A 24,874-nucleotide genomic window follows, 5' to 3' on the forward strand; every position below is an offset into this window, starting at 1 on the left:
AAGTTGGGTGGCGCAAAGGTGTTTAGATGCCCAAAGTGCAACCATAGGCTACCACGAGATTGGCAAGGCGCTCTGGGCGTTATGCTCAGGGCTTTGCGGGATACCGCCTTTCTGTTTGGACTCCGTCCCACTAACGCGGTCGCGTCAGCATCGCGTAGTGACAACGGAAACGGACAGAATGCTATCGCTTCACCGCTGAGCAGTAATGCTCAGCAGTGTTCAGCGTAAATGTATCAGGATCATCGCATCCAGAAACCGCAGTTCGAAGGATTCGTCGGCAGGGCCTAGGCCTAGCCGATGAGCTCTCTGGATTGAGAGCCCCCCCTTGTTCTCATGAGCAGTTGCCTCTAGCCCCAGCTCCCTGGCAAGCCAGGGATTGCCCAGGACAAACCCACCAGCCAGGATGAGAGCACAGACAGTCAGGCGCATCGCCACTTCTCTCCGAGGACAACAGGTCAATATCCTACGCCTTCCAGCCCCCTCTGGAGTCAAACCCTTTGGCGATCCTGGCGCCAGAGTGGGATCCCTTAGCTTGGTGCCTCCATCTGGGCGCCCCTGGCGTCGCCAGTTCAGGAAGTGGGGTTGGGTGCCAACAACTGCTCCCCTTGCAACATGCGAGCGGCAGCGCTGAACAGCTCTTCCTCCAAGTAGGGCTTGGTGAAGTAGGCAGTGGCTCCCAGCTCGCGGGCTGTCTGCCGGTGCCGTTCTGCCCCCCGTGAGGTGAGCATAGCTACTGGAATATGCCTGAGGTTGCTGTCTGCCCGTATGCGGGAGAGCAACTCCAAGCCGTCCATGCGCGGCATCTCGATGTCGCAAAAGATGAGATCGCAGCGCAAGCCACCGCGAAGCTTTTCCCAGGCGTCCTGGCCATCGCGGGCTTGCTCCACCCGGTAGCCCACCTTTTGAAAGGACATGGAGAGCAGTTCCCGCACTGCAATCGAGTCGTCCACAATGAGCACCGTGGTTTGATGGGTTTCCTCGGCACGTGGCTCCGCAGCGCGACGCTCCGCCCAGAGGCGGCTGAGATCGCGACGGCGGCCTTGGGCCATATCTACCAGTTCAAGGACGTCAGCAATTGGCAGCACGCGACCATTGCCCAGCACCGTTGCCCCAGAAATGCCAGGTGGTTTGGGCACAGGCCCGCGCAATTGCTTGATCACGATTTCCTGCTCTTCCACAAAGCTGTCCACCTGCAGGGCAACGTACTGGCCGGCACTTTGCAGGACGACGATGGGCAGGATGCCCTCCTCTTGGGCGATGCTGTAGACCTCTGAGCGGCTGCGGCTGTGGCTGCGGCTGTAGGACAACAGATTCGAGAGGGGCTGGAAGGGAAGGCGTTGATCCCGCCAGGGAATGGAGGGCCGCCCCTGTTCATCCGGCTGCACCTCGTCGACGGGAACATCCAGCATCTCCTCCACACCGTCGAGGGGGAAGGCGATCAGGGCTTTGTCGCTGACACACACCATTGCCTTGGAAATGCTCAGGGTAAGCGGCAGGCGGATGGTGAAGGTGGTGCCCTTGCCGCGCACGGAATCCACTTGGATGCTGCCGCGCAGATCGGTGATGTTGCGGCGCACCACGTCCAAGCCAACCCCCCGCCCGGCCAGATCGTCCACCTCGCTGGCCTCGCGAACGCTAAAGCCGGGGTGGAAGAGGACGTTGAACACTTCTTCTTCGGTTGCCTGCTCTGACAGCAGCCCCAGCCTTTGCGCCTTGGCCTTGATTTTCTCCACCGGGATGCCGGCACCGTCGTCGGCGACGACGATGATTGTCTGGTTGCCCTGGTAGAAAGCTTTGACGGTGATCTTGCCTTCAGGGGGCTTGCCCAAGCGGCGCCGCTCCTCAGGGGGCTCGATCCCGTGCACCAGGGCATTGTTCACCAGGTGGGTCATCGGGTCGGAAAGCTCTTCCAGGATGGCCTTGTCGATGAGGGTGTCGCGGCCTTCCACCACCAGGCTGGCCTGTTTGCCCGTTTTGATGGAGAGGTCACGGACGGCGCGGGGCAGCCGGTCGGCAATTTGCGAGAAGGGCACCATGCGCGCCCGGTTCAGGCCTTCTTGCAGTTGGGTGGTGACCTGGCGGAATTGGCGGGTGATCTGCTCTGCCTCGTCCACCGCAAACTCGATGTCGGAAGAAGACTCGCGCACCCGCACGATGAGCTCAATGATCTCCTGGGCCAGCGTGTGGAAGGCCGTAAACTGATCCATCTCCAACTTGTCGAACTCTTGGCCTATGGAATGACCCACCCGTCCCCGAGGGGATTCCTCGCCGTTCCGACCAAACCCCACCGTTGCCGCGCTGCTGCGGCTGGAGAACAGCGCCGCTTCCAGCAACGAGCGGTCGTACTGATCCCGCATGCGCTGGCCCAGCTCCCCTAGCTGTTGCACCCGGCCCAATAGGCCATCCAGAAACTGGCGCAGGCGAGTTTGGTTTTGCTCCATGCTGTTGCGGATGACCACCAGCTCTCCCACCAAGTTGTTGATGGAGTCGAGGTGGCGCACCTCCACCCGCATTACAGGATTGCTGAGGGCAGATCGCCGTGTGGTCGGTGCTGTTGGGGTAGCCGGTGCCGTGGGGGCGGCTGTTGCTGGGGCGGCGACAGCGGGCGGAGAAGGCGCCGGCGCTGCTGCAGAGACTTGGGGGGCGACCTCGAGATCGCCTAGGAGGGATTCCAGTTGGGCTGCGAAATCGTCGGCGACCTCGCCGCTCACGGCTGTAGGGGATCCCACAATGGGAGCGATGACCTCCTCTAGCTCAGGCGGCACCGCTGGTTCGGCGGCATCGAAAAGGGCGGCCAAATCGTCCAAACTTGGGGCAGGAGAGGCTTCCGGCGCTTCTTCCTCCAAAGGCTGTGTCTCATCTGGGGAAACAGTCGCGCTCTGGGCAGCCAAGAGCTCATCCTCCGCGAACAGGCTTTCCAGTTGGCTGGCCAGATCGTCCTCTGCTGGCTGGGAAGCTCCGCCTTGCTCTGCTGCAGCTACAAGTGGTTCTGGCTCAGGCAGAGTCACTCCCTCCAGACTGCTCCCTTGCAAAGCCTCTGCCTCGCCCAGGAAAGTGGCCAGATCTGAGGGGATCGCTTCCTGGGCGGCCTCCCCTTCTGCAAAGAACCGGCTCAACTCATCCAAATCCACCTCGCCATCCATGGCCGAGAGGGATCCGCTGGTTTCTAAGCTCAGTGCTTCGGTAGCGGGCTCCTCGGCAAATAGAGCCTCGAGGCGGTCGAAGGCCTCCGCGGGCTGGCCCTCAGGATAGAGAGCTTCTTCCTGAACCGGGAAGAGGTTCTCCAAAAGAGCCCAGTCCTGGGCCTGTGCCGCATCCCCCGTGCCCGGGGCATCCTCCAGCGTCTCCCCGGCGAAGAGATCGGCTAGGCTCAGCTCGGCCCCCAAGTCCGGGGTTTCCGCCGCCGTCGACTCGTCGGAAGGGGCCAAGAAGCTCTCCGCCGCAGCGGCAGGTTCGCCGGGCGAAGATTCTTCGGCGAAAAGGTCTTCCAGTTGCTCGACTGCGGCAGAGTCGGCAAGGTCAGAAGAGGGTTGAGAAGCCACCTCGAAAGAGGGGGAAGGTTCGCCTGCTTCTTCTGGGCTCCACCAGGCCTGATCCGCCGCCGAGACAAGGCTCTCCAGGCCGCCTTCAGCCGCAGAGTCCAAAGATGTCAGGGATCCCGTCTCATCGGGGACAGAAAAGTCCCCCGGCCAGATGTCGGCGGGGAACTCAGCCCACAAGTCTGCGGCCGCCTCCCCATCCCCAGGCTGGAGGGACGGAGACGGCTCCTCTGCCCAAAGATCCGCTTCCGGCCCGCTGTCGGGAGCAGCCCCAAAGTCAGGCAACTGAGACAGCTCCTGCAGAGGAGAGCTCTCTACTGCCAGCTCCTCGAGCTCGAACAAGGCTTCCACTCCGACACTTGCAGCTTCGTCTGCAGCCGAGGCTTCCTCGGGGCTTTCCGCAGCGACTTGGGCCGCCCGCTCCTGGGCGGGGACATCCCAGATGGCCTGGCTGGTTTCCTCGGCTCCTGTCAGCTCGGCAGGCTCGACAGGTGACAGCTCTGCCGCCGCTTCGCCCATTACTTCGGCAAACAGCTCCGCCAAATCCGTTTCCGCTCCCCCCTCTTCTGGGCTCAGCTCCTCAAGCGCCTGCGAAAAAGGCTCGGGGGAAGGAGGGATCAGCTCCGGCGGCGGCTCTTCAATATCGGATAGCTGCTCTGCGTTGGCAAACAGCTCGTCAAAGGCGGCGGAGGCTTCTGCTTCCAGGCTCAAAGGAGGGGCGTCGAAATCGCCTGAGCCAAAGCTCAGCCTATCCTGGAGCCAGCCGCGGGCTGCTGCGGCTTCTTCCGGCGCGGCGACGCCCTCTTGGGCAAGGTCGGCGGCTGCTTGCCAGTCTTCCTCTGGCAAAGCCTCGGTGGACATCTCCGGCCAGCTCAGCCCTGGGCCCTCCTCGCCCGCCAGAACGCTGTCCATCTCCAAAGTGGACGGCGGCTGTTCGGCCAGCAGATCCCAGGCCGCCTCCTCCGCTTGCAGGGTTGCTTCGACGGGGATCGCCTCTCCTGGTTCAGGTTCTTCTTGGCTCCCATCAGGGGCAGAGGATTCTTCTGCCGGGATCCCAGCAGCGGCCCAGTCCGCTGGGGCAGGCGTGCTCTCGGGTTCGAGGAAGAGCGGCTCTGGCTCCTCAAGGGCCGGCAGCACAGGGCGGAAGGCCAACAACTCAGCGGAGGGCTGGATGGTCTGCGCTGCTCCGCTGGCCAGAGCTTGGTGAGCCTGTTTCAAATCTCTCAGAACCGGCAGAGCCAGTTGCCGCAAATCCTGGGCAGGATCTGCCAGGATCTCGCCAATCAGGCGGGCTAGGGCCGTCCAGCCGCCCAGATCCACACCTTCGGCCTGTCCCACCTGCTGGAGCGATTGGGCCAAGCTTTGCAGGGCAGGCCGCGTTGCCGGGTCGTCAGGACGCTTGAACAGCTCCAGCATCTGGCGCAACAGGGCCGGGATCTGCTGGTGAACCACCACCTCCAAAGGATCCGGCGGCGGAGCGGGAGCCGCCGGGCGAGCCAATTGCTGCAATTCCGCCGAGGCCGTCACCTCTTCGGCCCTGCCCGCCAAGATAAGCTGCTGCCCCTGCTTCAAGTCTCGCAGGGCGACCAACGCCAACGTTCGCAGATCGGCGTCGGGGTTGCCCAGGGCTTGCTCGAAGGTTTCTGTGAGCTGCTGCCAGCCCGCCAGATGATGGGCTTGCCCGATCTGCTTGAGAACGGCATTTGCCTCCCGCAACTGCTCGCGAATGCCCGGCTGATCCCCTCGCTTGAACAGCTCCAACATCTGCCGCAATTGCTGCGGCACCACTTCCGCCATCTCTTGTTGTAGGGTGCGGGCCGCCGGCGGCGGGGGGGCAGCCGGAGCAGAGCTAGCGACAGGGCCAGCGCCGAGAAGGCTCTGAATGTAGTTTTCAGTCTCCTGAAAAACCGGCTCCAGTTCCGCCAGCGTCGCGTTGCTGAACTCCTGGGTGAGACCGCGAGGGCTCTGCAGCTCGTCCAACAACGCCGCCAACCCATCAAAAACTCGCAGCAGCAGCGTCTCCAAGTGCTGATCCACCGGCACTTCGCCCGGGCGAGAGCGAAACACGTTGAAGAAATCCTCTAGGCGGTGGGCAGTCCGCTGAATGCTGGCGAGGGCCAGCATGGCCGCTCCGCCTTTGATGGAGTGGGCAGCTCGGAACAACTCGTTGATCAGCTCAGGATCGCTCACGCTGTCCCGCAGGCTGAGGAGCCCTTGCTCGATCGTTGCCAAGTGGTCGCGGGCTTCTTCGATAAAATAACCGAGGATCCGCTTTTGTGCTTCTTCATTCATGGCAGGAGGTTCCTCCTACAGCCCACAGGTACTCATATCAGTAGTAGCAGATCGGACAGGGGAAGCTCTCCCATGCCCGGATTCTGTCTTGGGACAGAGGGATCCCGATGTCCCTGAAGTGCGGCAACTTCCCATCGGGATCCTTGCTTGTCCCTAGGATGCCCGCCAACCGAGCAGATTTGCTCATTCATCCCCCACCCGGAAGCGACCGACAGAAGCTTGCAGCTCGCGAGCGATGCTCACCAACTGTTGCAGCGAGCTGGCTACCTTCTGCGCCTCTTCGGACGTCTCGTTGGCAGTCAGCTCCACTGATTGCATTACCTGGGCCACGGCGCGAGAGGTTTCTGTTTGCTGCACGGTAGCCTGAGAAATAGCCCGCACCAGCCCATCGATCCGCCGGCTGACCTCGATGATCTCGTCTAGGCTGCTTTTGGCCTGCTCAGCCCGCCGCGTCCCCTGGATCACCACCTGCGTGCCCTCCTCCATGGCCGTCATCACGTTGCTGGTCTCCGACTGGATCTGCAGCACAATCTGCTCGATCTCCTTCGAGGCTTTGGCGGCCCGGTCGGCCAGTTGTCGCACCTCGTCGGCCACGATGGCAAAGCCCCGTCCCGCCTCGCCTGCCCGGGCGGCCTCAATACTGGCGTTGAGGGCGAGCAGGTTGGTGCGCGAAGCAATTTGAGAAATCAAGGCCACGATCTTGGAGATTTCTTGGGAGGATTCTGCCAAGCGTTTCACCTTGCGGGTCGTCTCTGCTGCCATTTCCCGAATTTCCAGGATGCTGGCCACCGTGCGATCCACTGCTTCTCCGCCGCGGGCGGCTGCTTCCGTGGCTTGAGCAGTTACGTTGGCCGCCTCGCGGGCGTTGCTGGCTACCTCTTGAATTGATTCCGTCATCTCCTGAATGGAGTTGAGGGAGTTGGAAATCTCCTCCGCCTGGCGCAAGGCATCGGCAGAGAGGCTGCGGGCAAAGTTCTCGCTCTGCAAAGCCGCATCGTTGACGGCAGCGGCGGCCCGCTTCACTTGGACAACGATGTCCCGCAAGCTGCGAATGGTCAGGTTGAAAGAGTCGGCGACGGCGCCGAGCACATCGGCAGTGACCTCCGCCCGCACCGTTAAGTCCCCGCGGGCTGCCCCCTCGACGTCGTCCAGCAGGCGAATGACCTGGCGTTGTAAGTCCTCCTTGGCCTGTCCCTGCTCGGCAGCTCGCTGGCTCAGATCGGCAAAATGGGCCTCCAGGGCGGCAGCCATTTGGTTAAAGCTGTTGGCCAAGCGGCCCAACTCGTCATCCCCTCTCGCCTCTGCTCTGACGGAGTAATTCCCCTGGGCCAAGGCGGCAAAGTGGCTGGCCAGCTCTTGAGCGGTGGAGCGAATGTGTTTGGCACTGCTGGCCCCCAGCACAACCCCGGCTCCCGTGCCGATCACTCCACCCCCGATGACCCCGGCAAGCAAGCGAGCTCCCCCATTGGCGGGGATCCCCAGGCCAATGGCCAACCCGGCAGCCAAACTCACGGCTCCTTGGATCAGCGCTGTGGCCAACTGCCGATCGGCAAGCGGGCGGTTGGCGATCCCAGCGAACATCCCCGCTCCCTGGCCCCCTGGGAGGGGCATCGAGATTGTAGGCGAGCTGCGAGCCGTTCCGCCCGCCTCCTGCGTCTCCCCCTCATCGGGAGAGAAGACCGGCACCTCGCCGCCCTCCATGCCGGCCAGTTCGCGATCCAGACTGTCCAGCTCGTTGAGCTCGAAAAGAGCAGGGCCAGGACCGGCCGTGTCTTCTTCGGGGGCAGGGATCGGCTCGCTCATGGGGGTGGCCAATTCCGTCGGCAGGCCCTCATCCAGGGATCCCACCTCCTCTTCCCCAAAAGTGGGTAGGGAGAAGCCCATCTCCTCGGGAAAAGCCGCGTCGCCAGCCAACTGCGTAATAGAATCACTGTCTAGATCCTGCAGGTGCTGCCGGTCGAACTCGCTAAGGAAGGCAAAATCGTCATCGACCACTGGGTCTGTTTGAGGCTGCTCCCTGCCCGCTCGCAAAGCGGTCTCTCCCGGAACCGCTGGCGGCGTTACCTGAGGGTTGGCGGGCAGCGGGTGAGAGGAGGCAAACGGATCCGCAGGCTCCATTTCTAGCCTTGTCTCAAAAGGATCCGCAAAGCTTTCTTCCTCGCCAAAAGTCATCTCATCGGCGGCAAAGCTGTCGCTTCGCATCGAGAAGAGATCCTGAGCAAAGGGGTCGGCCTCCTGTTCCCTCATCGCCTCAAACTCAAACTGGGGAAAGGGATCCGCCTCCTCCGGTTGAGGTGGGAACTCCCCTTGAGGTTGGAGCTTGTCTTCCTGCGCCGGAGAGGGAACATCCGCCAGCTCCGGCGCCATCTGGAGCAGCTCCTCCAGGCCCCTGCGGGCCGACTCCAGCTCCTCAGGATCGCTGGCCGTCTTGAGGATGGTATCGTAGGTATGGCGGGCTTCCAGCAACTGCCCCGCTTGCTTCTGGGCCGAGGCCAGCAGCAACTTGACAGCAGTATCCTGCGGCTGAGCAGCGGCTACCTGGTTGAACAACCGCACTGCCTCGACGTAGTCTCCCTGCCAAAAGGCGACCATTGCCTCGGTAAAGTCTCTCTGATTGTTTGCGCTCGAAACCATGGATCCTCCCTTCCCTGCTTGGCTACCTCTGTTGCTACTTCAACCCAAATGCCCAGAACTCCCCCAACACCAACCCGCCTAAACCCTTTAGATTGTTAAGCTACAGATAGGTTACCTCTCCCAACTGGCTGCTTTGCTCCCAAAAAGAATGGGCTCTTGCCCTCTTTCCACAGACCATTGGGGCAGCACGGCCACACTCGCCGGGTGGCCGGGCGCCAATCTCTAGGGAACAAGATCGGCTCCATTCTTTCCATTGTGAATGGCTTTGGAATTTCCGCATTTCTGCCGAACTTGCGGCTAGCCATTCCTCAACCCCAACGGTCGGATCTCAGGATGGCTGACTGATCCAGCAGCGGCAAGCGGGCTCCCGTCGCGGGCACCACCCATTCCCCTCGCAAGAAGGGAGCTATCGACTCAGGAGCCACGAGAACAGGCCGCACCGCTTCCGTCTTCAGCCACTCCATGCCCACAATTAAATCCACAGCCAGGCCCATCAGCAAATCCGGTTGATCCATCACGGCCACCACAGGGAGCTCGGCGCGGTCGAGGTTGAGGGGCGGGCTGATCCCCAAAAACTGCCCCAGATCCGCAACCCAGATAATTTCGCCCCGCAAGTTCAGAGTGCCCAGCAGAACTGGCGCGACATTCGGCATGGGGGTAATTTTCTCAGGGCCGATGCTCATCACCTCTACAACCGATACTGCCGGCAGGGCAAATTCTTCTCCGGTGGCGACCTTGAATTTCAGGAATAGCTCACCTTCGGGAGCCTCCATTTCCTGCAATTCTTGGGTCTCATCCCCCATCAACAGATCCAGATCCCCTAGCATGACGCTCCCCCGTATCGATGGTCTTGTGGAGGGGTGGCCGCCGCTCCCTTGTCCAGGGCATGGAACCCCTTTGGGCTCTGCCAGCAGGCATAGAGGCGGGATGGGCGGTTCCTAGCCTCTCAGCAATTGCTTAATCGTACCCACCAGTTCCTGCGGCTGGAAAGGCTTGGCAATATAGGCATCTGCTCCCTGGCGGAGCCCCCAGTAGCGGTCGAACTCTTCGCCTTTGGAAGAACACATGACAATCGGGGTTTTTTGGGTGAGCGGATCGGCCTTGAGGAGACGGCACACTTCGTAGCCATTCATCCGCGGCATGACGATGTCCAGCACGATCAGGTCGGGCTTGTTTTGCTTCACCGCCTCTACGGCTTCCACGCCATCTTCCACCGTCATCACCTCGAAGCCGTTTTCCTGCAGCAACTTGCCGATCATCTCCCGCTGGGATTGGCTGTCTTCCACCACCAGAACGCGACTCATTTTTGGCTGGTCTCCTTGATCTCCCGCAACTGCTGTTTGATAGTAGCCAATAGCTCTTGAGGCTTGAAAGGTTTGGTTACATAGGCATCGGCTTGATTGCGCTTGGCCCACTCGATATCAAAGACTTGATCTTTGGTGGAACACACGACGATGCGGATGTGCTTGGTGCTTTCATCTTTCTTCACTTCCCGGCACACTTCGTAGCCGTTCATGCCAGGCATGACGATGTCCAGCACCACCACGTCAGGCTTCTGCTGACGAATGATGTCCATCGCCTCCACACCGTCCATGGCTGTGGAGACTTCCAACCCGCTCTCGGAGAGCAGGCTGGAAATGGCCTCCAGATAGGTACGGTTATCATCCACCACCAGTACTTTGCTCATGGTCATCTCGCCCCTGCTGTGTTTCGCGTGTCCGGTCAACCCTGGCGGCTACCTGAAGTGGGATCCTGTCTTTCAGCGCTTTTGGCTGCATCTGGCCTTGCAGCCCCAGGCTGGTTGGGCTACCTCCTATTGTTTGGTGAAGTTCCTCTTCTGTCCAGTATTCTGCAGTACTCTGCTTGCTTGGCTCGAATCTCGACATTTTTTAGGGATTTCGGCTGGCCCCCCGCTTATTCGCCACCGCCCCGCTTGGGAGGTGGGCCCACATAAGATTCGACGACGGTCAACAATTCCCTCTCAGAAAAGGGCTTGCTCAGAAACTCGTTGGCCCCGGCCATGCGGGCCTTGAGCCGGTCGGTGAAGCCGTCCTTGCCGGTGAGCATGATCATGGGGGTTTCGCGGAACTGGCTGGATTTGCGCAACATGGCGCACAGCTCGTACCCATCCAACTTGGGCATGGCCACATCGCAGAGGATCATGTCGGGGTTGAGGAGAAACACCTGTCCCAGGGCTTTGAGGGGGTTGCCGATGGTGGTGACCTGGTAGCCCTCGTTTTGCAAGATGAACTCCACGGTTTTTTGGATGGCCATGGAGTCGTCGATGCAGAGGATGTGGGCGGGCTTGTCGCTGGGTTTGAGGGGACGAGTGCGCTGGGGCTCGATGATCAGGACGGGATCGGAGAGGTGGATCGCCCCTTGACGAACATAGGGATAGATGGCTTTGGCTACCACCAGGGTGTCTCGGCCCAGGTAGCGACCCATTTGGCGAATGCTGGTTTTGCCGTCCGACCACTCGCTCAGCGCCTTGAAGACGGGGGCGGGCAGGGTTTGCTGGAGGGGCAGGGGGTTGACGATGGTGGGGGCTTGGTTGGGGTCTTGGATGTAGGGGTGCAGCTTTTTCCACTCCTGCACCTGGGTGACCATCTCGGCGAGCAGAGGGGTGACAGGAAAGGTGGTCAGTTGGGGGGCCAAGGGGGATCCAGCCTCGAAAATGAAGGAGCCCTGGTGGAGGCTGAGCAGGTCGAAGAGGACTTCCCGCACCATGCCCAGCAGGATTTGCTTGCCTTGGCTGGGGTTGAGCTTGTGGTTTTCCAGCAAAGACCAGAGGCGGTTGTATTCGGGGGCATTGACCGCAGCTTTGGGAGGGATCTGAACTTCGTCTAGGGCGGCTTCCAGCTTGAAGCGGCGCAGGTAGTCTTTGAGGCGGGCGATGTGGCCTTCGGTTTCAGAGGCGTAGATGATTCGCCCGTTCAAGAAAAAGACAAACCAGTAGATGGAGGGTCTGGCCTCTACGAAAAGCTCACCGGTGCGCTGGCCCAACTCGATCAATTGAAGGATGCTTCGGATATCGATCTCTTGTAATCTTCCCTGCATGGGATCCCTGCCTGCAGTCAGCAAGATATGACCATTATGACGCTAGCCTTCTTGCTGCCATCCCACAAGGGGAGCTTTTTGGGGAAATAACCCACTTTGAATCCTGAAGATTTCTGGGTTCCTCGGGCTTTTAGGTTGGAACTGGCCAGAAGCGGATCCAGGGATCCCTTTTCAGCGACCAAAGGACTAACTTCTGGTTTGAAGGCAAGCCGATGGATCTGCACAGGCGGCTTTCCTTGGAGCAGAATAGGTGAAGAACCTCCCCTGAAACTCAATTGTTGCAAAAGCAATGCTGCCGATTTTCACCACTTGGGTGCTGGGCCCGCTGCTGGCGCTCTACACCGTTCTGTTTGTGCTGCGCATCTTCTTATCCTGGTATCCGCAACTGGATACCTCTCGGCTGCCCTATTCGCCAGTGGTCGGCCTGACGGAGTTTTTGCTGCGCCCGACACGCCGCCTGATCCCGCCCCTGGGGGGGGTGGACATGGCGCCTGTAGTGTGGGTGGGCCTGGTTACCCTGTTGCGGGAGGTGTTGCTGGGACAGCAGGGATTGTTGACCATGGCCCTGCACTAAAGTGCTTTCCCAGGAGGATTAGCGGCCCTGCAAGATAGGGATCTGCAGGGCGGGGGTTGGCGAAGGCCGGGCAGGAGAGTCCGCCTGGGTTTTCTCCTGCATCTGCTGCAGTTGCCGGATCAGTTCGGGCACCACCTGGTAGAGATCCCCCACGATGCCGTAGTGGGCAAATTTGAAGATGGGGGCAGAGCTGTCTTTGTTGATGGCGATGATGGTCTGGGACTTGTCCATGCCGACGCGGTGTTGGATGGCCCCGGAGATACCACAGGCGATGTAGAGCTGGGGGCGGACGGTCTTGCCAGTTTGCCCCACCTGGTGGGCATAGGGGATCCAGCCGGCATCCACAGCCTTGCGGGAGGAGCCGACGGCGCTGTTGGGGAAACAGGCGGCCAGCTCGCGCATCAGCTCAAAGCCGTCTGCCGATCCCAGCCCGTAGCCGCCAGCAACGATCACTTTGGCCCGCGTCAGATCGACGGCCTGGGAGAGGTTGCGCACCGTTTCCACAATTTGCAGCTTGAGATCCTCCGGCTCCAAGTTAACCGGCACCGGGATCACTTCTCCTTGGCGGGATCCGTCCCAGGGAAGCGGCTGCATCACCCCGGGGCGCACGGTGGCCATCTGCGGGTTTTTCCAGGGGCCGAGGATGCGGGCCTTGAGGGACTCGCCAAAGCTGGGCCGAATGGCGTACAGGCAGTCGGGGAAGAAGCCAGACTTGCCGGGATCTTTGCTGTTGCTGTACTCGAAGGGGCCGATGTCGAGCTCGGTGCAGTCGGCGGTCAGGCCGGTTTCCAGGTGGGCGGCCAGACGGGGGGCCAAGTCCCGACCGGTGGTGGTGGATCCCAGCAGGATGGTGTGGGGCGGCTGGGGCCAGCTTTTGATCAAGTCCAGGATAACGCGGCGGTAGGGCAGGGTGCGGTATTCGGCCAGCTCGGGGTGGTCGGCAACGAAGACCTGATCCGCCCCATGGCCGATCAGGATTGGGGGCAGGTGAGCGATGTTGTGCCCGAGGACAAGGGCGCTCAGGGTGGCTTCCAGCTTATCGGCCAGCCGTCGCCCCGCTCCCAACAGCTCCAGGCCGATGGGCTGCAACTCACCCTTGATCTGCTCGGCGAAGATCAACACCCGCTTGTGCTCCATAGAGCTTACGACTCCTCATCAAAGTAGAAAGGCTGGGAAGTTTGGTCAATTCCTATACAGATTTCCGCAACTTAGCGATAACTCACCTTTGGGCAGGCTGCAACTGAGAAGTTAAGGAATGGGTTTAGAGGGTGGAGTTAGCGGAAGGGGAAAGAGGGTAAAGCCTCTGGGGTAGCCAGGTAGAGGCTCAAGTCAAGTGCCTGAGCCAATTCCTTCACCAGTTGCGGCACGGGCTGCCCTTGAAAGATCTGACAGTTGCCGCCGATTTCCCCTACTTTTTCGGTGGCGGCCACGATGGTCGGGGATCCCTGGAGGCCGCAGCGCTTTGGATCGGCCCCCACATCGTCCAGGTTGAGGATCTGGATGGCCTCGGCCCGCGCCGCCTCATCCCGCATCAGCCGCTGCACCCGCTGCACACCGCGCAGGGTAGGATAGGCCAGACGCCGCGCCGAATTGGCTACCGTGACCAAGGCCGGCAGAGGCACCATCACGATTTGGGATCCCCCTTCGATGGCCCGCCGCGCCACCAGGATCCCATCCCGAATCTCGAAGGCTTCGCAATAGGTGACCTGAGGGATCCCCAACCGCTCCGCCAACTGCGGCCCCACCTGGGCCGTATCGCCGTCGGTGGTCTGGAGCCCGCAGAAGATCACATCGGGCCGGCCAGCATAGCGAACCGTCTGGGCCAGAGTATAGGCAGTGGCTAGGGTATCGGAAGCGGCCAAGCGGCGGTCGGTCATCAAAATACCCCGATCCACCCCGTGGGCAATGGCCTCGTAGAGCACCTCAATGGCCGGGGGTGGCCCCATTGTAATTGCTGTTACTCTCGCCCCGTGTTGCCGTTTGGTTTGCAGAGCTGCTTCCAGTGCATAGCGATCAAAAGGGTTTAACATCCGCTTGGCCTTGGCGCGATCGATCGTGCCGTCACTGTTGATGCCGGCCTTGGCGTTTTGATCGGGAACTTGCTTAATCAGAACAAAAGTTTCCAAGGGCCTAAACTCCCTAGTGATCCCCTCCAGGTTAAAAGGGATCCCTGAGCACCACAAACTTATTCAGCTTTTTTTCGGGATCGGAAAAGCTATCTCGACTTCAAGCACTCCTAAGCTACTCTTCCCAATACATCTGTTTCTCAGGTTTGATTTCATTGACATGCTCCCCATGCCCAAAGGCAGGGGCCTTACGGCGTTCTTGGGTAACCCTAAACAAAGTTCGAGACACTCCCCTACTGCTCCATGCCGCTTCCGGTCTCCCATCCACTAACGCGAACAGGTCTCCCGTCGGCCTCTTTCAGGAGCAGCCTGGGATCCCTGCCATGAAAAGCTTTGGGGATACTTCGCGGATGAGGGATCCAATAAGGACGCAGACCGCACCTGCAGCCAGAAATAGCCTCCCAGCAAGCAGGACAAGTTGGCCTGCACCGGCAAGCCAATAGACAGAGGCTTCAAAATCGTTGCTGGCCTAACCCAGATTATCCAATCATCCGCTCAGACTTGGGTGGGAGCAGACTTCCATCAAACACTTGCTCTAGAGAGGGCTTAGTGGGCAAGCCAAAGCCATCCACCACCTGAGCAATCGAGGTTTCCATACGCGCGGGCACTACATCCCCCAAACCAATTTGTCGCACCTCATCGGTAACAAACAGGCGCGGCATTGCCAGGGTAAGGCGCAATTTCTCAATTGCCGTATCCAGCACTTGTCCCTCGGCTTTGGCTTTGTCCAGAAGGGCCAACATATTGCCATCGGTATCACGAATAGTGTCTTGCCAACCCTTGACATAGGCCCGCAAGAAAGCTTTGAATTGCTCAGGCTTCTCACGCAGCAATTGCACACGGGTGATGACGGCATTGCCATACAGCTCAAGGCCATAGTCGTTGTAAAGGAAAGCCGTGATGTCCTCCAAGCTGACGCCGCCCCGCACCAGATTGGGCATGGCTGAGGTCATAAAGCCGCTGATGGCATCCACCCGACCTTGGATGAGGAAAGGTTCGCGCAACTGCGGCTCCATAGTTACCCACTCCACCGAGCCCGGATCGATGCCGACTTGCTTGGCAAAGACCGGCCAGAGCCGACGCGGCGCATCCCCTGCCGGTGCTCCTAGCTTCTTGCCCGCCAGTTGGGCCGGCTCCCCAATGCCCTTATCTTTCAAGGTGTAGATGCCAAAGGGAGAGCGATTGAAGTGGACATAGATCGCTACCAAGGGCACGTCCGGATTTTTGGCATTGAACTCGATCATGGAGTAGGGATCCCCTTCCCCCAGGTCGTACTGGCCAGCGGCAATCTTGGTGATGGAATCGGCGGAGCCATAGCCGCGCTCGTAGGTGACCTCCAGCCCCTCTTCGGCGAAGTAGCCCTTCAAGATCGCCGTTACAAGGGGGGTATCCATCGAAGAGGGCAACCAAGAGAGGGTAAACTTCAGGGGCGTCAGTCCCTGGGAAACCAGAAGCGGCCCGCGGCTCTGAGCCCTCGCCTTTAGCCCTCCAACGGCAACCCAAGAGGCAGCCGCAGCAGCAGATTGAAGGAATTGACGACGCGACGATTTCGGGATGGACATATCTATATGCTCCACAGCACCTGGCTCAGTAGGGATCCGCAAACGGGAATGCGGCAAACAATGGAGTGAAGACTATAAGCAACCAACTTAGCAAGGCGGAGTCAAACTTCTGTATTTGAGGATACCTTTACCTGCTGGGGGATCCCCTTTTAGCCAAGGTGAGAACTCTGCCTTGGTCATGGCCGGTTCGTTGCCGGTATGATAGTGCTCCTGCTAGGGATCCCGATCGCCATTGCTCTTAACTCACGTGTATCCCTCTTCAACCATGGCCATCCAATCCCCTTCCACCTCCCTGGTTCGCTTTCTCGCCGGTGCTGTATCTGAGGCCATTCGACAGGCAGCAGAAGCAGGCCAACTGGGATCCCTGGCTCCCCCACAAGCCGCAGCCATTGCCCCCGTGATCCAGATCCCCAGCGACCCTCGCTACGGCGATTACGCCTGTCCCACCCCCCTGGGCATGGCCAAAGCCTGTCGCATGGCACCGACACAGATTGCCCAAACCCTGCAGAGCCATCTGGATCTGCCGGACATCGAAACTCAGGTGGCGGGAGGAGGGTATCTCAACTTCCGGCTAGGGGATCCCTTTTTGGCCAAGCGCTTGCAAGAGCTGCTACATCTGGGAGAAAACTTCGGCAAAACAGCCACCCCCCATCCCGAGCGCATTCTGCTGGAGTTTGTCTCCGCCAACCCGACGGGGCCTTTGCACGTCGGCCATGGGCGCTGGGCTGCCGTTGGCTCTACGTTGGCCAACCTGCTGCGCTGGACGGGGCACCAGGTGGAGCGGGAGTTTTACATCAACGATGCCGGCAACCAAATGCGGCTCCTGGGCCAGTCCCTCGAGGTGCGGGTGCGGCAACTGCAGGGGGAAGACATCGCTTTGCCGGAAGATGCCTATCACGGCACCTACTTGATCGAGATGGCCCAACGTCTCTTGGAGCAGGTGAAAGCCGGGATCCGCCCTCTGCCCACCACCTTGGAGGAATATATTGATTTGGCCTACGGGGAAATGCTGGCCTGGCAGAAGCAAACTCTCCAGCAATTGCGCACCGAGTTCGATCACTGGTTCAGCGAACGCCGCCTGCACACCCCGGATCCCGAGACGGGCCTGAGCGCCATCCAACAGACTTTACAGGAGCTGGAAGAACGCGGCTTTCTCTACAGGGCCAAGGCTCCCCGGGGTGAGGATCCCAAGCCGGGAGCGGAAGAGGCCGTCTATTTCAAAACCCAAGAGTTTGGCGACGACAAGGATCGGGTGGTGCAGAAGGCGGATGGCTCCTTTACCTACCTGGCCGCCGACATTGCCTACCACCGCGACAAAGTGCGGCGGGGCTATCAACGGCTCATCAACATCCTCGGCTCGGATCACCACGGCTATATCGGTCGCTTGCATGCGGCGGTGGGCGCCTTCAGCCCGGATGTCAAGCTGGAGATCCTGATTGGACAATTTGTCAAATTGTTCAAAACCGACCCGGAAACCGGCGAGAAAACCGAAGTGCGCATGTCCAAGCGCACCGGCAATTTTGTCTCCTTAAACGATCTCATCGACGATCCCGAAATTGGCGTTGGGGTGGATGCGGCCCGCTGGTTTTTGCTCAGCAGCAGCATGGACAGCCCCATCAACTTCGATTTGGATTTGGCCGTCAAGCAAACTTTCGATAACCCGGTGGTCTATGTCCACTACAGCCATGCCCGCTGCTGTACCCTGCTGCGGCGGCTTCAGGAAGAAGAAAAAGTGGAGCTAACTAACAAAGTTACCTTGACAGAGCAACAAAAACTGCCCTACCAAGAACCCGAAGAGCGGGCCCTGTTGCTGCGCCTGTTGGCCCTGCCCGATGAGCTGATCGCCGCTGCCGAAGAGCGCGCCCCCCACAAGATCATCCGCTATGCCGAGGCGATTGCCGCCGATTTCAACAAGTTTTATGACAACTGCCGCATTTTGCCCCTTTTGAAAGAGGATCCCCTCTTGGCTCAAGCCCGCATTCAATTGGTGCAGGCCACGCGACAGGTTTTGTTTAACGTGCTTACCGGCATTCTCGGCCTGAGCGCGCCGGAGTCGATGTAGATTTTAAGTAACACCGATCCCCATCTCAATACGAGAGGGAACTTGGGGATCAACTGCCTAAGTTTCGACTCTGTGGGCGCGCAAGAGCACGTTGGTTCCTAGCCTCTCTTGAGCCATCCAAAAAGCGCAAATCCACCACGAAACCTCGTCTTGGCGATAGATGCCACCGGTGAAAAGGTAAGGTTGCAAAATATCGGCCATCTGGGCTAAAGCTGGCACCTCAGCACATGATTGGCCCACACTTCGGGATCCAGAGCCTCATAAACGTAATCGGAAGGGAAATATAGATGGCTTGCTTCCAGGCTAGGTTGGCTGGTCAGCAATAACTGAGCAGGATCCGAAGACTCACATCCCAAGCGATCCCCGATTTGAAACGTGAGTTGAAACAAGCGGTTAATCAGCTCGAATTGTTCGGCGCTCATAGATTGAGATGGGCATCAGAGTTGACAAGTGCGACGGCTGCGTTCCAGCTCCGGCTCGATCCAAGAGAGGGCAAAGTGACTCACACAGGGCAACTGCGGGAAGCGGCGGGCCAGCTCTGCCATTTGGGCTTCCAGGCTGGGGCGTTTTCGCTGCGCTTGTCCCCACAGGCCGGCAATGGCCGGGCAGACAAAGGTTTGGGGAGAGGCCACGGCCAAGACCTGCTCCACCTGCTGCGCCACACAGGAGCCATCCTCGCACTTGGCATAGGCCATTGGGTGCCACTCCATGCCGGGATCGAAGCGATCCCAGGGCTGGAGACGAGCGTCAAACCCTTCTCCCACCGCCTGATTGCCATCGGGGAAAAAGACGGCTCCGCTCGGGATCCCAAGGCTTTGGGCCGGTTGGGCAGCTTGCCGTAGGTAATCGAGGATCCCGTAGCGGGCAAACTCGACGCTGAGCTGCCAGAGCTGCTGCTGCCAGCGCTCCTGTCGGAAAGCGGCGCTGGGTGTCGGAGAGGGGGTGGGATTCGCCGACGGCTGGGAATCCTCGTTTGCAAGGCTTGAATGTAGATCTTCGTTCCCGCCTGCTCTGCCTTGGGCCATCCCGTCCCATAGCTCTGGAGAAAGCGGCCGCTCCCCGCTTGCGCTGGGCCTGGGATCCCCTGGCTGACGCCACTTGGGCTCTTCGCCATAGGTGGCGTCCAGGTGGAGCACATCCGCCACTGTCACGTAGCCCTGGCTGAGGTAACGCTCCAGCAAGGCTCGGCCTGCCGCGTTTTCTGCCAAATCCAGGTAGGCTTGCCGGGCCGCCTCCCCATGGATCCAGAGATCCCGGACGGTGGCTGCCAGGCTGGATCCCCCAGAGCCGCGGGGATAGCGAATGTAGTCGAAGAGGATCCCATCCGGCTGCCGCTGCAGGATGCGGCGGATCAGCTCGGCAAAATCCCGGCGCGCCACGGGATGGAAGGGATCCACAAACACCTCATCCGGGCTGCCCAAATCTTCCAGAAGGGCCGTTGCCGGATCCAAGACGGTGGTGAGGCCACGGCCGTTGCGGGCCAAGACTGCCTGACGATCCGGTCGCTGTCCGTAGCTGTAGCCAAAATTGAGGGAAAACACCCAGGCATAAGCCGAAAGCCCTCGCCGTCGCGCCGCCTTGAGGGCCAAATCCAACAAATCGGCGTTGGGCTGTAGGCTGGGCCAGATCCCGCCCCCACCATCTGGCAAAATGGAGCGGCCATCGTAAAACGTCTCGATAAAGACGCGGTTGTAGCCCAGGTTCACCACCTGGTCAAACACCTGATCCAACACGCCCGGATTGGCATCGCAGGGATGCAAGCGCACCCAAATGGCTTGGATTTGCGGCCAACGGCGGCTACGGCAGGCGATCAAGGCAGCGCGATGTTCTGCCAAAACTTGGTTGTATTCAGCTCGGGCGGCATCTGACTGGGCGGCCCGCTGGCGCAGTTGGGCCTTGCGCGCCACTTCCTCAGGCGGCTGCCGGCAGAAGGCGTCGAGGGATCCCCTCTGTTCCCCCCTACCCTGCAACCCGGAATGGCCGGGCCAGAGGAATTGGGCCTGGGCGGCGATCCCGGATCCCAGGAGTATCAGCGCGCCGAGCACGCCCCCCAGCCAACGGATCCCGTATTTTTTCCACCGTTGCCTCAGCACTCCCGACACTCTCAACCTCTACTGAGAATGGCTTCAATCCTATCCTCTTTCTCCTCTAAAGATCGGCAAATCAAAAGCAATTGTTCCCGCTCGAACAAGCTCAATCAAGCTCATTTAACTTCGAGCCCGTTGTCCTGAAACTTCTCGCACGACTGTGGGCTTCTCAGCGCGGAGAATAACATTGCAGGAAGCTCGATCGTTTACCGATTTCAACAGAGTGAGGAGCCTATCTTTGTAGCAAAAAATACGGCTCTGTTTGAATTCAAGACTCAGCCAAGAGGACAACTAGGAGTTGGGATCCCCGATCTGGGCCAACTGCTGCCGGGCCGCCTGCCGCATCACCTCTACCGGCACGGGCTTGCCCCCCAGCCAGAGGGAGAGGGCTTTGGCCCCCTGGTGGATCAACATTTCCAGGCCGCCAATAGGGGTGTGGCCCAGCTCAGCAGCCATGCGCAGCAGCGGTGTGGGATCCGGCACATAGACCAAGTCATAGACAGTGGCGCCGGCGGGCAGAAGGCGCAGTTGCTCCCAGCTGAGGGGAGACAGCTCAGCAAGGGATCCCGGCTTATGCATGCCCACGGGGGTGGTGTTGACCAAAAGCCGCGTCTCAGCCAGGTGGCGATCCAGTTCTGCCCAGCTCAGCGTCTCCACCTGCGGCCAGGTCTGTTGCAAGGCACGTAACTTCTCAGGGGATCGCCCGGCCACCCGCACTGGCCCCAGCCCCAGCTCCAAACAGCCCTGGATGGCCGCCCGCGCCGCCCCGCCGGATCCCAGGATCAGGGTGGGGATCCCTTTCTCCAGGCCCAGCAAAGGCTGGACAAAGCCGTCGATATCGGTGTTGGTGCCGCCCCAGCCTCCCTCCGGCAGGGCGTAGACCGTGTTCACCGCTCCCACCGCTGCCGCCCGCGCTTCCACCTGGCTGAGCAAAGGCAGAATCGCCTGCTTGTGGGGAATGGTGACATTAAACCCCCGCACGCCGATGGCCGCCAGGCCGGCCACCGCCACCGCTAAGCGCTCTGCCGCCACCGGAAAGGGCACATAGCAGTAGTCTTCTCCCATGGCCGCCAGAGCGGCGTTGTGCATCGCCGGGGATAGGCTGTGGGCCACCGGATCCCCGATCAGGCCCAGCAACTGTGTGCTTCCCGAAATCCGCCTGTCCACTCCAATCCCAACTCCAAATTGTCTGCGAGTCTCGGCTATCGAGATTCCGACTCCACGCGATCTAGAGTTTGCCGGTAGCGCTGCCGCCAACTGGCCAGGGATTCCTCGGAAATGTGATCGATTAAGTTGCTGATCTCTCCCAGAATTTGGTAGGCGCGGTCAAAGCTTTGGCGGGTGCGCTCTTCTTGATCTGGTTGGCGCGCCTGCACCATGTACAGGCTCATCTTGATGGTTTGCAGCCGGTTTTTGCCCAGATCCTCCAGCATTTCGCGAATCTGACCGATGGCCTCCTGCCGCACTCGGCGCTGCCGCCGCCGCAACAGCCAGAACAGAATGCCGTGGATAACCCCCACCACGGTGGCGCTGACTGCCGTTGCCATTGCTACGGAAAGAGCGCTGCGGCTGGCCACCCAACCGCTGAGCAGGATTACGCCTATCCCCACCGCTGTCAGGATCAGCTCGATGTTGTCGAGAAACCACCTTCTTGCTGACTTCCAGGTAGCGGATCCTGCTCCTCGGCCCTGAATAGAATTGAACATCGCTGTTACACCTCTCCCCCACCCATTCTGCTCAAGCCAACCTGATGGCAAACTTTGGGGATCGGACTTACCGGCGCAGTCGCCATTTTCCGCGGCCCAGTTGACGCTTTAGACGACGCCGCGGTTTCCGCCGGCGGATCCACAAGGGCCTCTGAGAGCGGGATCCCGCTGCAGAGGTTTCAGATCCAAGCCTGCCAACCCTTTGGCTTAGCTCTTGGTTTTGTTGCCGCAACTCTTCGAGCTGCCGGAGGTGAGTTTCCAACTCCTGGCGCAGGTTGGCATTTTCTTGTTCCAGACGTTGCAGAGATTTCAGCAGCTCTGAAGACTCCGTCCCCCTGACACGGTCGGAAACGAGGATGGGATGGGGAGCAGTCACCACCGAGGTGTGGACATTTTTGCTGTCTCGCAGGGCTTGGGCAGCCCGTCGCAACAGGGCCACCCCCTTGGGATCGTCCTTATCTGTGAGCGTGGCCGCCCCAAATTGAAGCTGCACCGGCAGCGCTTGCCCATTCACCACAAAGGGATCCTGGATCAACCGCTGGCAGCAGCGCTCGGCAGCGATCTGGGCAGCGGCCAGAGTGCTCCCCGGCAGCACCACGATAAACTGGCCCTCGTCGTAGCAAAAGAGATCATCCCCCTCTCGCAAATTGTGGGCCAAGCGATCCGTAAACAGCTTGAGAAGAGCAGCCCGACCGCCGGCCTCCAGTCCTTGCCCCAGAGCAGCGAGGTTGGCCAAGCGCAGCACAAACAAACTGAGGGGATCCAATTGGGCACGGGCTTGGGCCACCCGCAACGGCAGGCGAGTAACCAGATCCTGCCGATTGCCCAAAGCAACCGAGCCAGAAGGAGATGAGACTTGTTTTTGTCCAGTCTGGAGCAGATATTGCTGGCGGCGGCTCTCCACAATGCGCAGCCCTGCCCGCACCCGCGTCAGCAGCTCCGCCGCCTGAAAAGGCTTAGAAAGAAACTCGTCGGCTCCGGCTTCTAAAGCTCGCTCCATGTTGTCGTTGCCCTCGCGGGCGGTCATGAGGATGTAGTACACCCAGGCATATTCGGGCGCTTGCCGCAACTGCCGGCACAGCTCTAGGCCGTCGAGAGCGGGCATGACCCAGTCGGCAATGATGAGATCTGGAGTTCGGCGGCGGATTTGTTCTAGGGCAGAAAGGCCATCCAGGGCATAGGAAATACTACAGCCCTGCTTGCCGAGAAAATTAGAGAGCATTTCCGCCACCATGTAGCTGTCATCCACGATCAGCACATGGGCCCGCAAGCTGCTGGCTTCGCCTTTGCTAGCGCCCAAGCTTGCCTGAGGGCCTTCAGACGTACCAGTGGCAGCAGCGCTCTCCAAATTGGGATCCACGGGCAAGCCAAAGCCAGATGAGAAGGAAATCCGGGAAAGCAAACTTTCCAATGGTTTTCCATCGCCATTCTAGACGTAGGGATTGGCAGCCACTACCTAACTTTGCCGGGTTATTTTTTTGAGATTTTTGAAGTTTCGTAGTCATTCCCAACCCGAGGAAGAGGCTTCTAGGCGTTCCTCCCTCTCCCAGGGGGAATCCTTCTCTGCCCCAGCGAGAGGGAAGGCAGGGTTCGACGCGACTTCATGGCCGCCACAGGAACCTAGAAACGAATCTCGAGCGTGACTTGGGCGCGCACGGTTTGTTGTCCTCCCTCCACTGGCGTGGAGGCTGCCTGTAGGCGAGCATACTCCGCTCCACCCATGCCTGCCAGAGGAACTGGCGGCGCGATGTAGCCCTCGCTGTGAATTTGGATGCGCTCCACGGAACGGCTGCTCAGGTTCAAGGCCCTCAACACATCGTTGGCTTGACGTTGGGCATCTTCTACAGCCTGCCTTAAGGCACGGCTGCGCGCCTGCAGCAAGGTGGCCTCGTCGGCCCGGAAGCTGACTGATTCCACCTGGGTAGCTCCGGCGGCCACGGCTTCATCCAGCACTTGTCCGGCTCGGGCTATGGGCACCTCAAATTGCAAGCTGTTCTGCCCCTGTACCCCGCTCAGGCGGGGTGGGCTCTGCTGGTAGTCGTATTGGGGATAGAGGGAAATGCCGGTGGTCTGCAGGGCGCTCACCTGCAGCTCCTTGAGGCGGTTCACCAGCCGCTCCGAGCGCTCGGCCACCTGTTGCTGTACCGATTGCGCCGTCTCCCCTTGGAGCACCACCCCCAGCCGGATTACCGCAATGGAGGTTTCCACCGCAACAGATCCCTGGCCGGTTACCGTCAAAGTTCGGGATCCTTCACCGGGACTGGCCATCGCTCCTCCATTGCTGCCAAGCCCATTCCACACCAATAAGACCAGCGCCAGTCCCAAAGCCAGCCAGGGCATTCCCTTCAAGAATCCCAACTGCTCTTTTTTCCAGCCCTTGCTCCCTTCCATGCTTCATCCCCAACTTACTCCCACCGCTCTTCCATCTGGCTGGACAAAAGCCCCAGCCACCAGTGCCCTAGCCTCACCCAGACGTTGCGTTGCTGCCCACCGCTGCAACAGCCCCTGGCCCTGTCTAATTCCTAGGAACAGGGCAACGGCAACTGCTGCCCCCAGCAGGGCCAATGCCAGCTCAGACATAGGGATAGACAGCAAGGCTACTGGCCATCCTAATGAGAGTTGCTCCAAGGTTGGGATCCCTGGCTGCAAAAGTTAACCTTTGCCGCCTCAGCCACCCCCAAAAGAGCGATCTCCGCTCCTGCCCATAGGACGTATGATCGAGTCAGCGTGGTCAAAACTTGATTTATTGATTTGTTAAGGTCTTTTTGAGAATGGCCGAATCAAAACTGCGACAACTGCTGCACGATCTGGATGTTGAGCTGCAAAAAACCTCCGGCTTGGATGAAAGGCAGCGGCAGCACATTGCCGCCATCCGCCAGGAGGTGGAAGCCGTGCTGGCAGAGCTGGGATCCCCAACCAAGGGCCAACAAAACCCAGGGCGCAAAGCTCGCATTGGGGAAGCGCTGGCACTGTTTGAAACCTCTCACCCCAACCTCACGCTGATCCTGGAGCAGGTGATTGACACATTGGCAGGAATGGGTTTGTAGTTCCCGCGGTGGGTATCCAAGGGTTTCAGAATGAACGGCCAAGACCGCTTAGATCGAGTAGAACAACTCCTAGCTCAGGCAGCCGAGCAAACTGCTGCTAACAGCCGCGAGATCCAAGAGCTGCGCCAGGCCATTCGGGAAAGCCACGCCGAGCTGAGCGAGCAAAACGCCGCTCGCAGCCGGGAAAT

18 protein-coding genes and 1 pseudogene are annotated in these 24,874 nt (G+C 60.1%); 4 read left to right on the top strand and 15 right to left on the bottom strand.

Annotated features, from left to right (window positions below):
- Window positions 1-228 (top strand): annotated as a pseudogene (locus SYN60AY4M2_RS14445) (RNA-guided endonuclease TnpB family protein); the annotation flags it as partial.
- Between the two features lie 341 nt (window positions 229-569).
- Here SYN60AY4M2_RS14445 and SYN60AY4M2_RS08545 read toward each other — a convergent pair.
- The 6 genes from SYN60AY4M2_RS08545 to SYN60AY4M2_RS08570 all read right to left on the bottom strand — a co-directional run bounded on the left by SYN60AY4M2_RS08545 (window position 570) and on the right by SYN60AY4M2_RS08570 (window position 11,522).
- Window positions 570-5,831 carry a response regulator gene (locus SYN60AY4M2_RS08545; RefSeq protein ID WP_011431517.1) on the bottom strand — a complete coding sequence of 1,754 codons (5,262 nt, stop codon included), beginning with the start codon at window positions 5,829-5,831 and terminating at the stop codon, window positions 570-572.
- A gap of 183 nt (window positions 5,832-6,014) precedes the next feature.
- Complete coding sequence (locus SYN60AY4M2_RS08550; RefSeq protein WP_011431516.1) at window positions 6,015-8,465, bottom strand: methyl-accepting chemotaxis protein; 2,451 nt, start codon at window positions 8,463-8,465, stop codon at window positions 6,015-6,017.
- A 308-nt stretch (window positions 8,466-8,773) separates the two neighbouring features.
- Window positions 8,774-9,292, bottom strand: coding sequence for a chemotaxis protein CheW (locus SYN60AY4M2_RS08555; RefSeq protein WP_041438647.1), 519 nt, complete (start codon window positions 9,290-9,292; stop codon window positions 8,774-8,776).
- Window positions 9,293-9,403: 111 nt separating this feature from the next.
- Window positions 9,404-9,769, bottom strand: a complete 366-nt coding sequence (locus SYN60AY4M2_RS08560) for a response regulator (RefSeq protein WP_011431514.1) — start codon at window positions 9,767-9,769, stop codon at window positions 9,404-9,406.
- Entirely contained in the window at window positions 9,766-10,152 is a 387-nt protein-coding gene (locus SYN60AY4M2_RS08565) for a response regulator (protein WP_011431513.1), read from the bottom strand. Before SYN60AY4M2_RS08565 ends, SYN60AY4M2_RS08560 begins: the two co-directional genes overlap by 4 nt.
- Window positions 10,153-10,379: 227 nt before the next feature.
- Window positions 10,380-11,522: a response regulator gene (locus tag SYN60AY4M2_RS08570; RefSeq protein WP_011431512.1), complete on the bottom strand. Its 1,143-nt coding sequence runs from the start codon at window positions 11,520-11,522 to the stop codon at window positions 10,380-10,382.
- Between the two features lie 289 nt (window positions 11,523-11,811).
- Between SYN60AY4M2_RS08570 and SYN60AY4M2_RS08580 the strand changes: the two genes are divergently transcribed.
- Window positions 11,812-12,096: a YggT family protein gene (locus SYN60AY4M2_RS08580; RefSeq protein ID WP_011431511.1), complete on the top strand. Its 285-nt coding sequence runs from the start codon at window positions 11,812-11,814 to the stop codon at window positions 12,094-12,096.
- 18 nt (window positions 12,097-12,114) lie between these two features.
- On the opposite strand, the gene SYN60AY4M2_RS08585 is transcribed toward SYN60AY4M2_RS08580, so the two are convergent.
- The 3 genes from SYN60AY4M2_RS08585 to SYN60AY4M2_RS08595 form a co-directional block, all read right to left on the bottom strand.
- Window positions 12,115-13,233 (bottom strand): electron transfer flavoprotein subunit alpha/FixB family protein, encoded by a 1,119-nt coding sequence (locus SYN60AY4M2_RS08585; protein WP_011431510.1) that lies wholly within the window; start codon window positions 13,231-13,233, stop codon window positions 12,115-12,117.
- A 137-nt stretch (window positions 13,234-13,370) separates the two neighbouring features.
- The gene (locus tag SYN60AY4M2_RS08590; RefSeq protein WP_099812716.1) at window positions 13,371-14,222 is read right to left on the bottom strand and encodes an electron transfer flavoprotein subunit beta/FixA family protein; all 852 of its coding nucleotides are present in this window, start codon (window positions 14,220-14,222) and stop codon (window positions 13,371-13,373) included.
- Between the two features lie 479 nt (window positions 14,223-14,701).
- Window positions 14,702-15,616, bottom strand: coding sequence for an ABC transporter substrate-binding protein (locus SYN60AY4M2_RS08595; RefSeq protein WP_240527792.1), 915 nt, complete (start codon window positions 15,614-15,616; stop codon window positions 14,702-14,704).
- A gap of 433 nt (window positions 15,617-16,049) precedes the next feature.
- Between SYN60AY4M2_RS08595 and argS the strand changes: the two genes are divergently transcribed.
- Complete coding sequence (gene argS, locus SYN60AY4M2_RS08600; RefSeq protein WP_099813300.1) at window positions 16,050-17,846, top strand: arginine--tRNA ligase; 1,797 nt, start codon at window positions 16,050-16,052, stop codon at window positions 17,844-17,846.
- Between the two features lie 206 nt (window positions 17,847-18,052).
- Here the strand turns inward: argS and SYN60AY4M2_RS14235 are convergent, their stop codons facing one another.
- The 6 genes from SYN60AY4M2_RS14235 to SYN60AY4M2_RS08630 form a co-directional block, all read right to left on the bottom strand.
- Entirely contained in the window at window positions 18,053-18,268 is a 216-nt protein-coding gene (locus SYN60AY4M2_RS14235; RefSeq protein ID WP_011431506.1) for a hypothetical protein, read from the bottom strand.
- Between the two features lie 15 nt (window positions 18,269-18,283).
- Window positions 18,284-19,939 (bottom strand): hypothetical protein, encoded by a 1,656-nt coding sequence (locus SYN60AY4M2_RS08610; RefSeq protein ID WP_240527793.1) that lies wholly within the window; start codon window positions 19,937-19,939, stop codon window positions 18,284-18,286.
- A gap of 285 nt (window positions 19,940-20,224) precedes the next feature.
- A complete protein-coding gene (locus tag SYN60AY4M2_RS08615) occupies window positions 20,225-21,100 on the bottom strand; it encodes a shikimate dehydrogenase (protein WP_099812719.1) in 876 nt (291 codons plus the stop codon).
- A gap of 35 nt (window positions 21,101-21,135) precedes the next feature.
- Window positions 21,136-21,639, bottom strand: a complete 504-nt coding sequence (locus SYN60AY4M2_RS08620; protein ID WP_011431503.1) for a hypothetical protein — start codon at window positions 21,637-21,639, stop codon at window positions 21,136-21,138.
- A gap of 67 nt (window positions 21,640-21,706) precedes the next feature.
- Window positions 21,707-22,939: a response regulator gene (locus tag SYN60AY4M2_RS08625; protein ID WP_240527794.1), complete on the bottom strand. Its 1,233-nt coding sequence runs from the start codon at window positions 22,937-22,939 to the stop codon at window positions 21,707-21,709.
- 320 nt (window positions 22,940-23,259) lie between these two features.
- Entirely contained in the window at window positions 23,260-24,030 is a 771-nt protein-coding gene (locus tag SYN60AY4M2_RS08630; RefSeq protein ID WP_240527312.1) for an SIMPL domain-containing protein, read from the bottom strand.
- A gap of 380 nt (window positions 24,031-24,410) precedes the next feature.
- Here SYN60AY4M2_RS08630 and SYN60AY4M2_RS08640 point away from each other — a divergent pair, with 380 nt between their 5' ends.
- The gene (locus tag SYN60AY4M2_RS08640) at window positions 24,411-24,686 is read left to right on the top strand and encodes a DUF4404 family protein (RefSeq protein WP_041438641.1); all 276 of its coding nucleotides are present in this window, start codon (window positions 24,411-24,413) and stop codon (window positions 24,684-24,686) included.
- Window positions 24,687-24,874: the final 188 nt, after the last annotated feature.

The sequence above is a fragment of the Synechococcus sp. 60AY4M2 genome, from assembly GCF_002760375.1.
Lineage (GTDB): Bacteria > Cyanobacteriota > Cyanobacteriia > Thermostichales > Thermostichaceae > Thermostichus.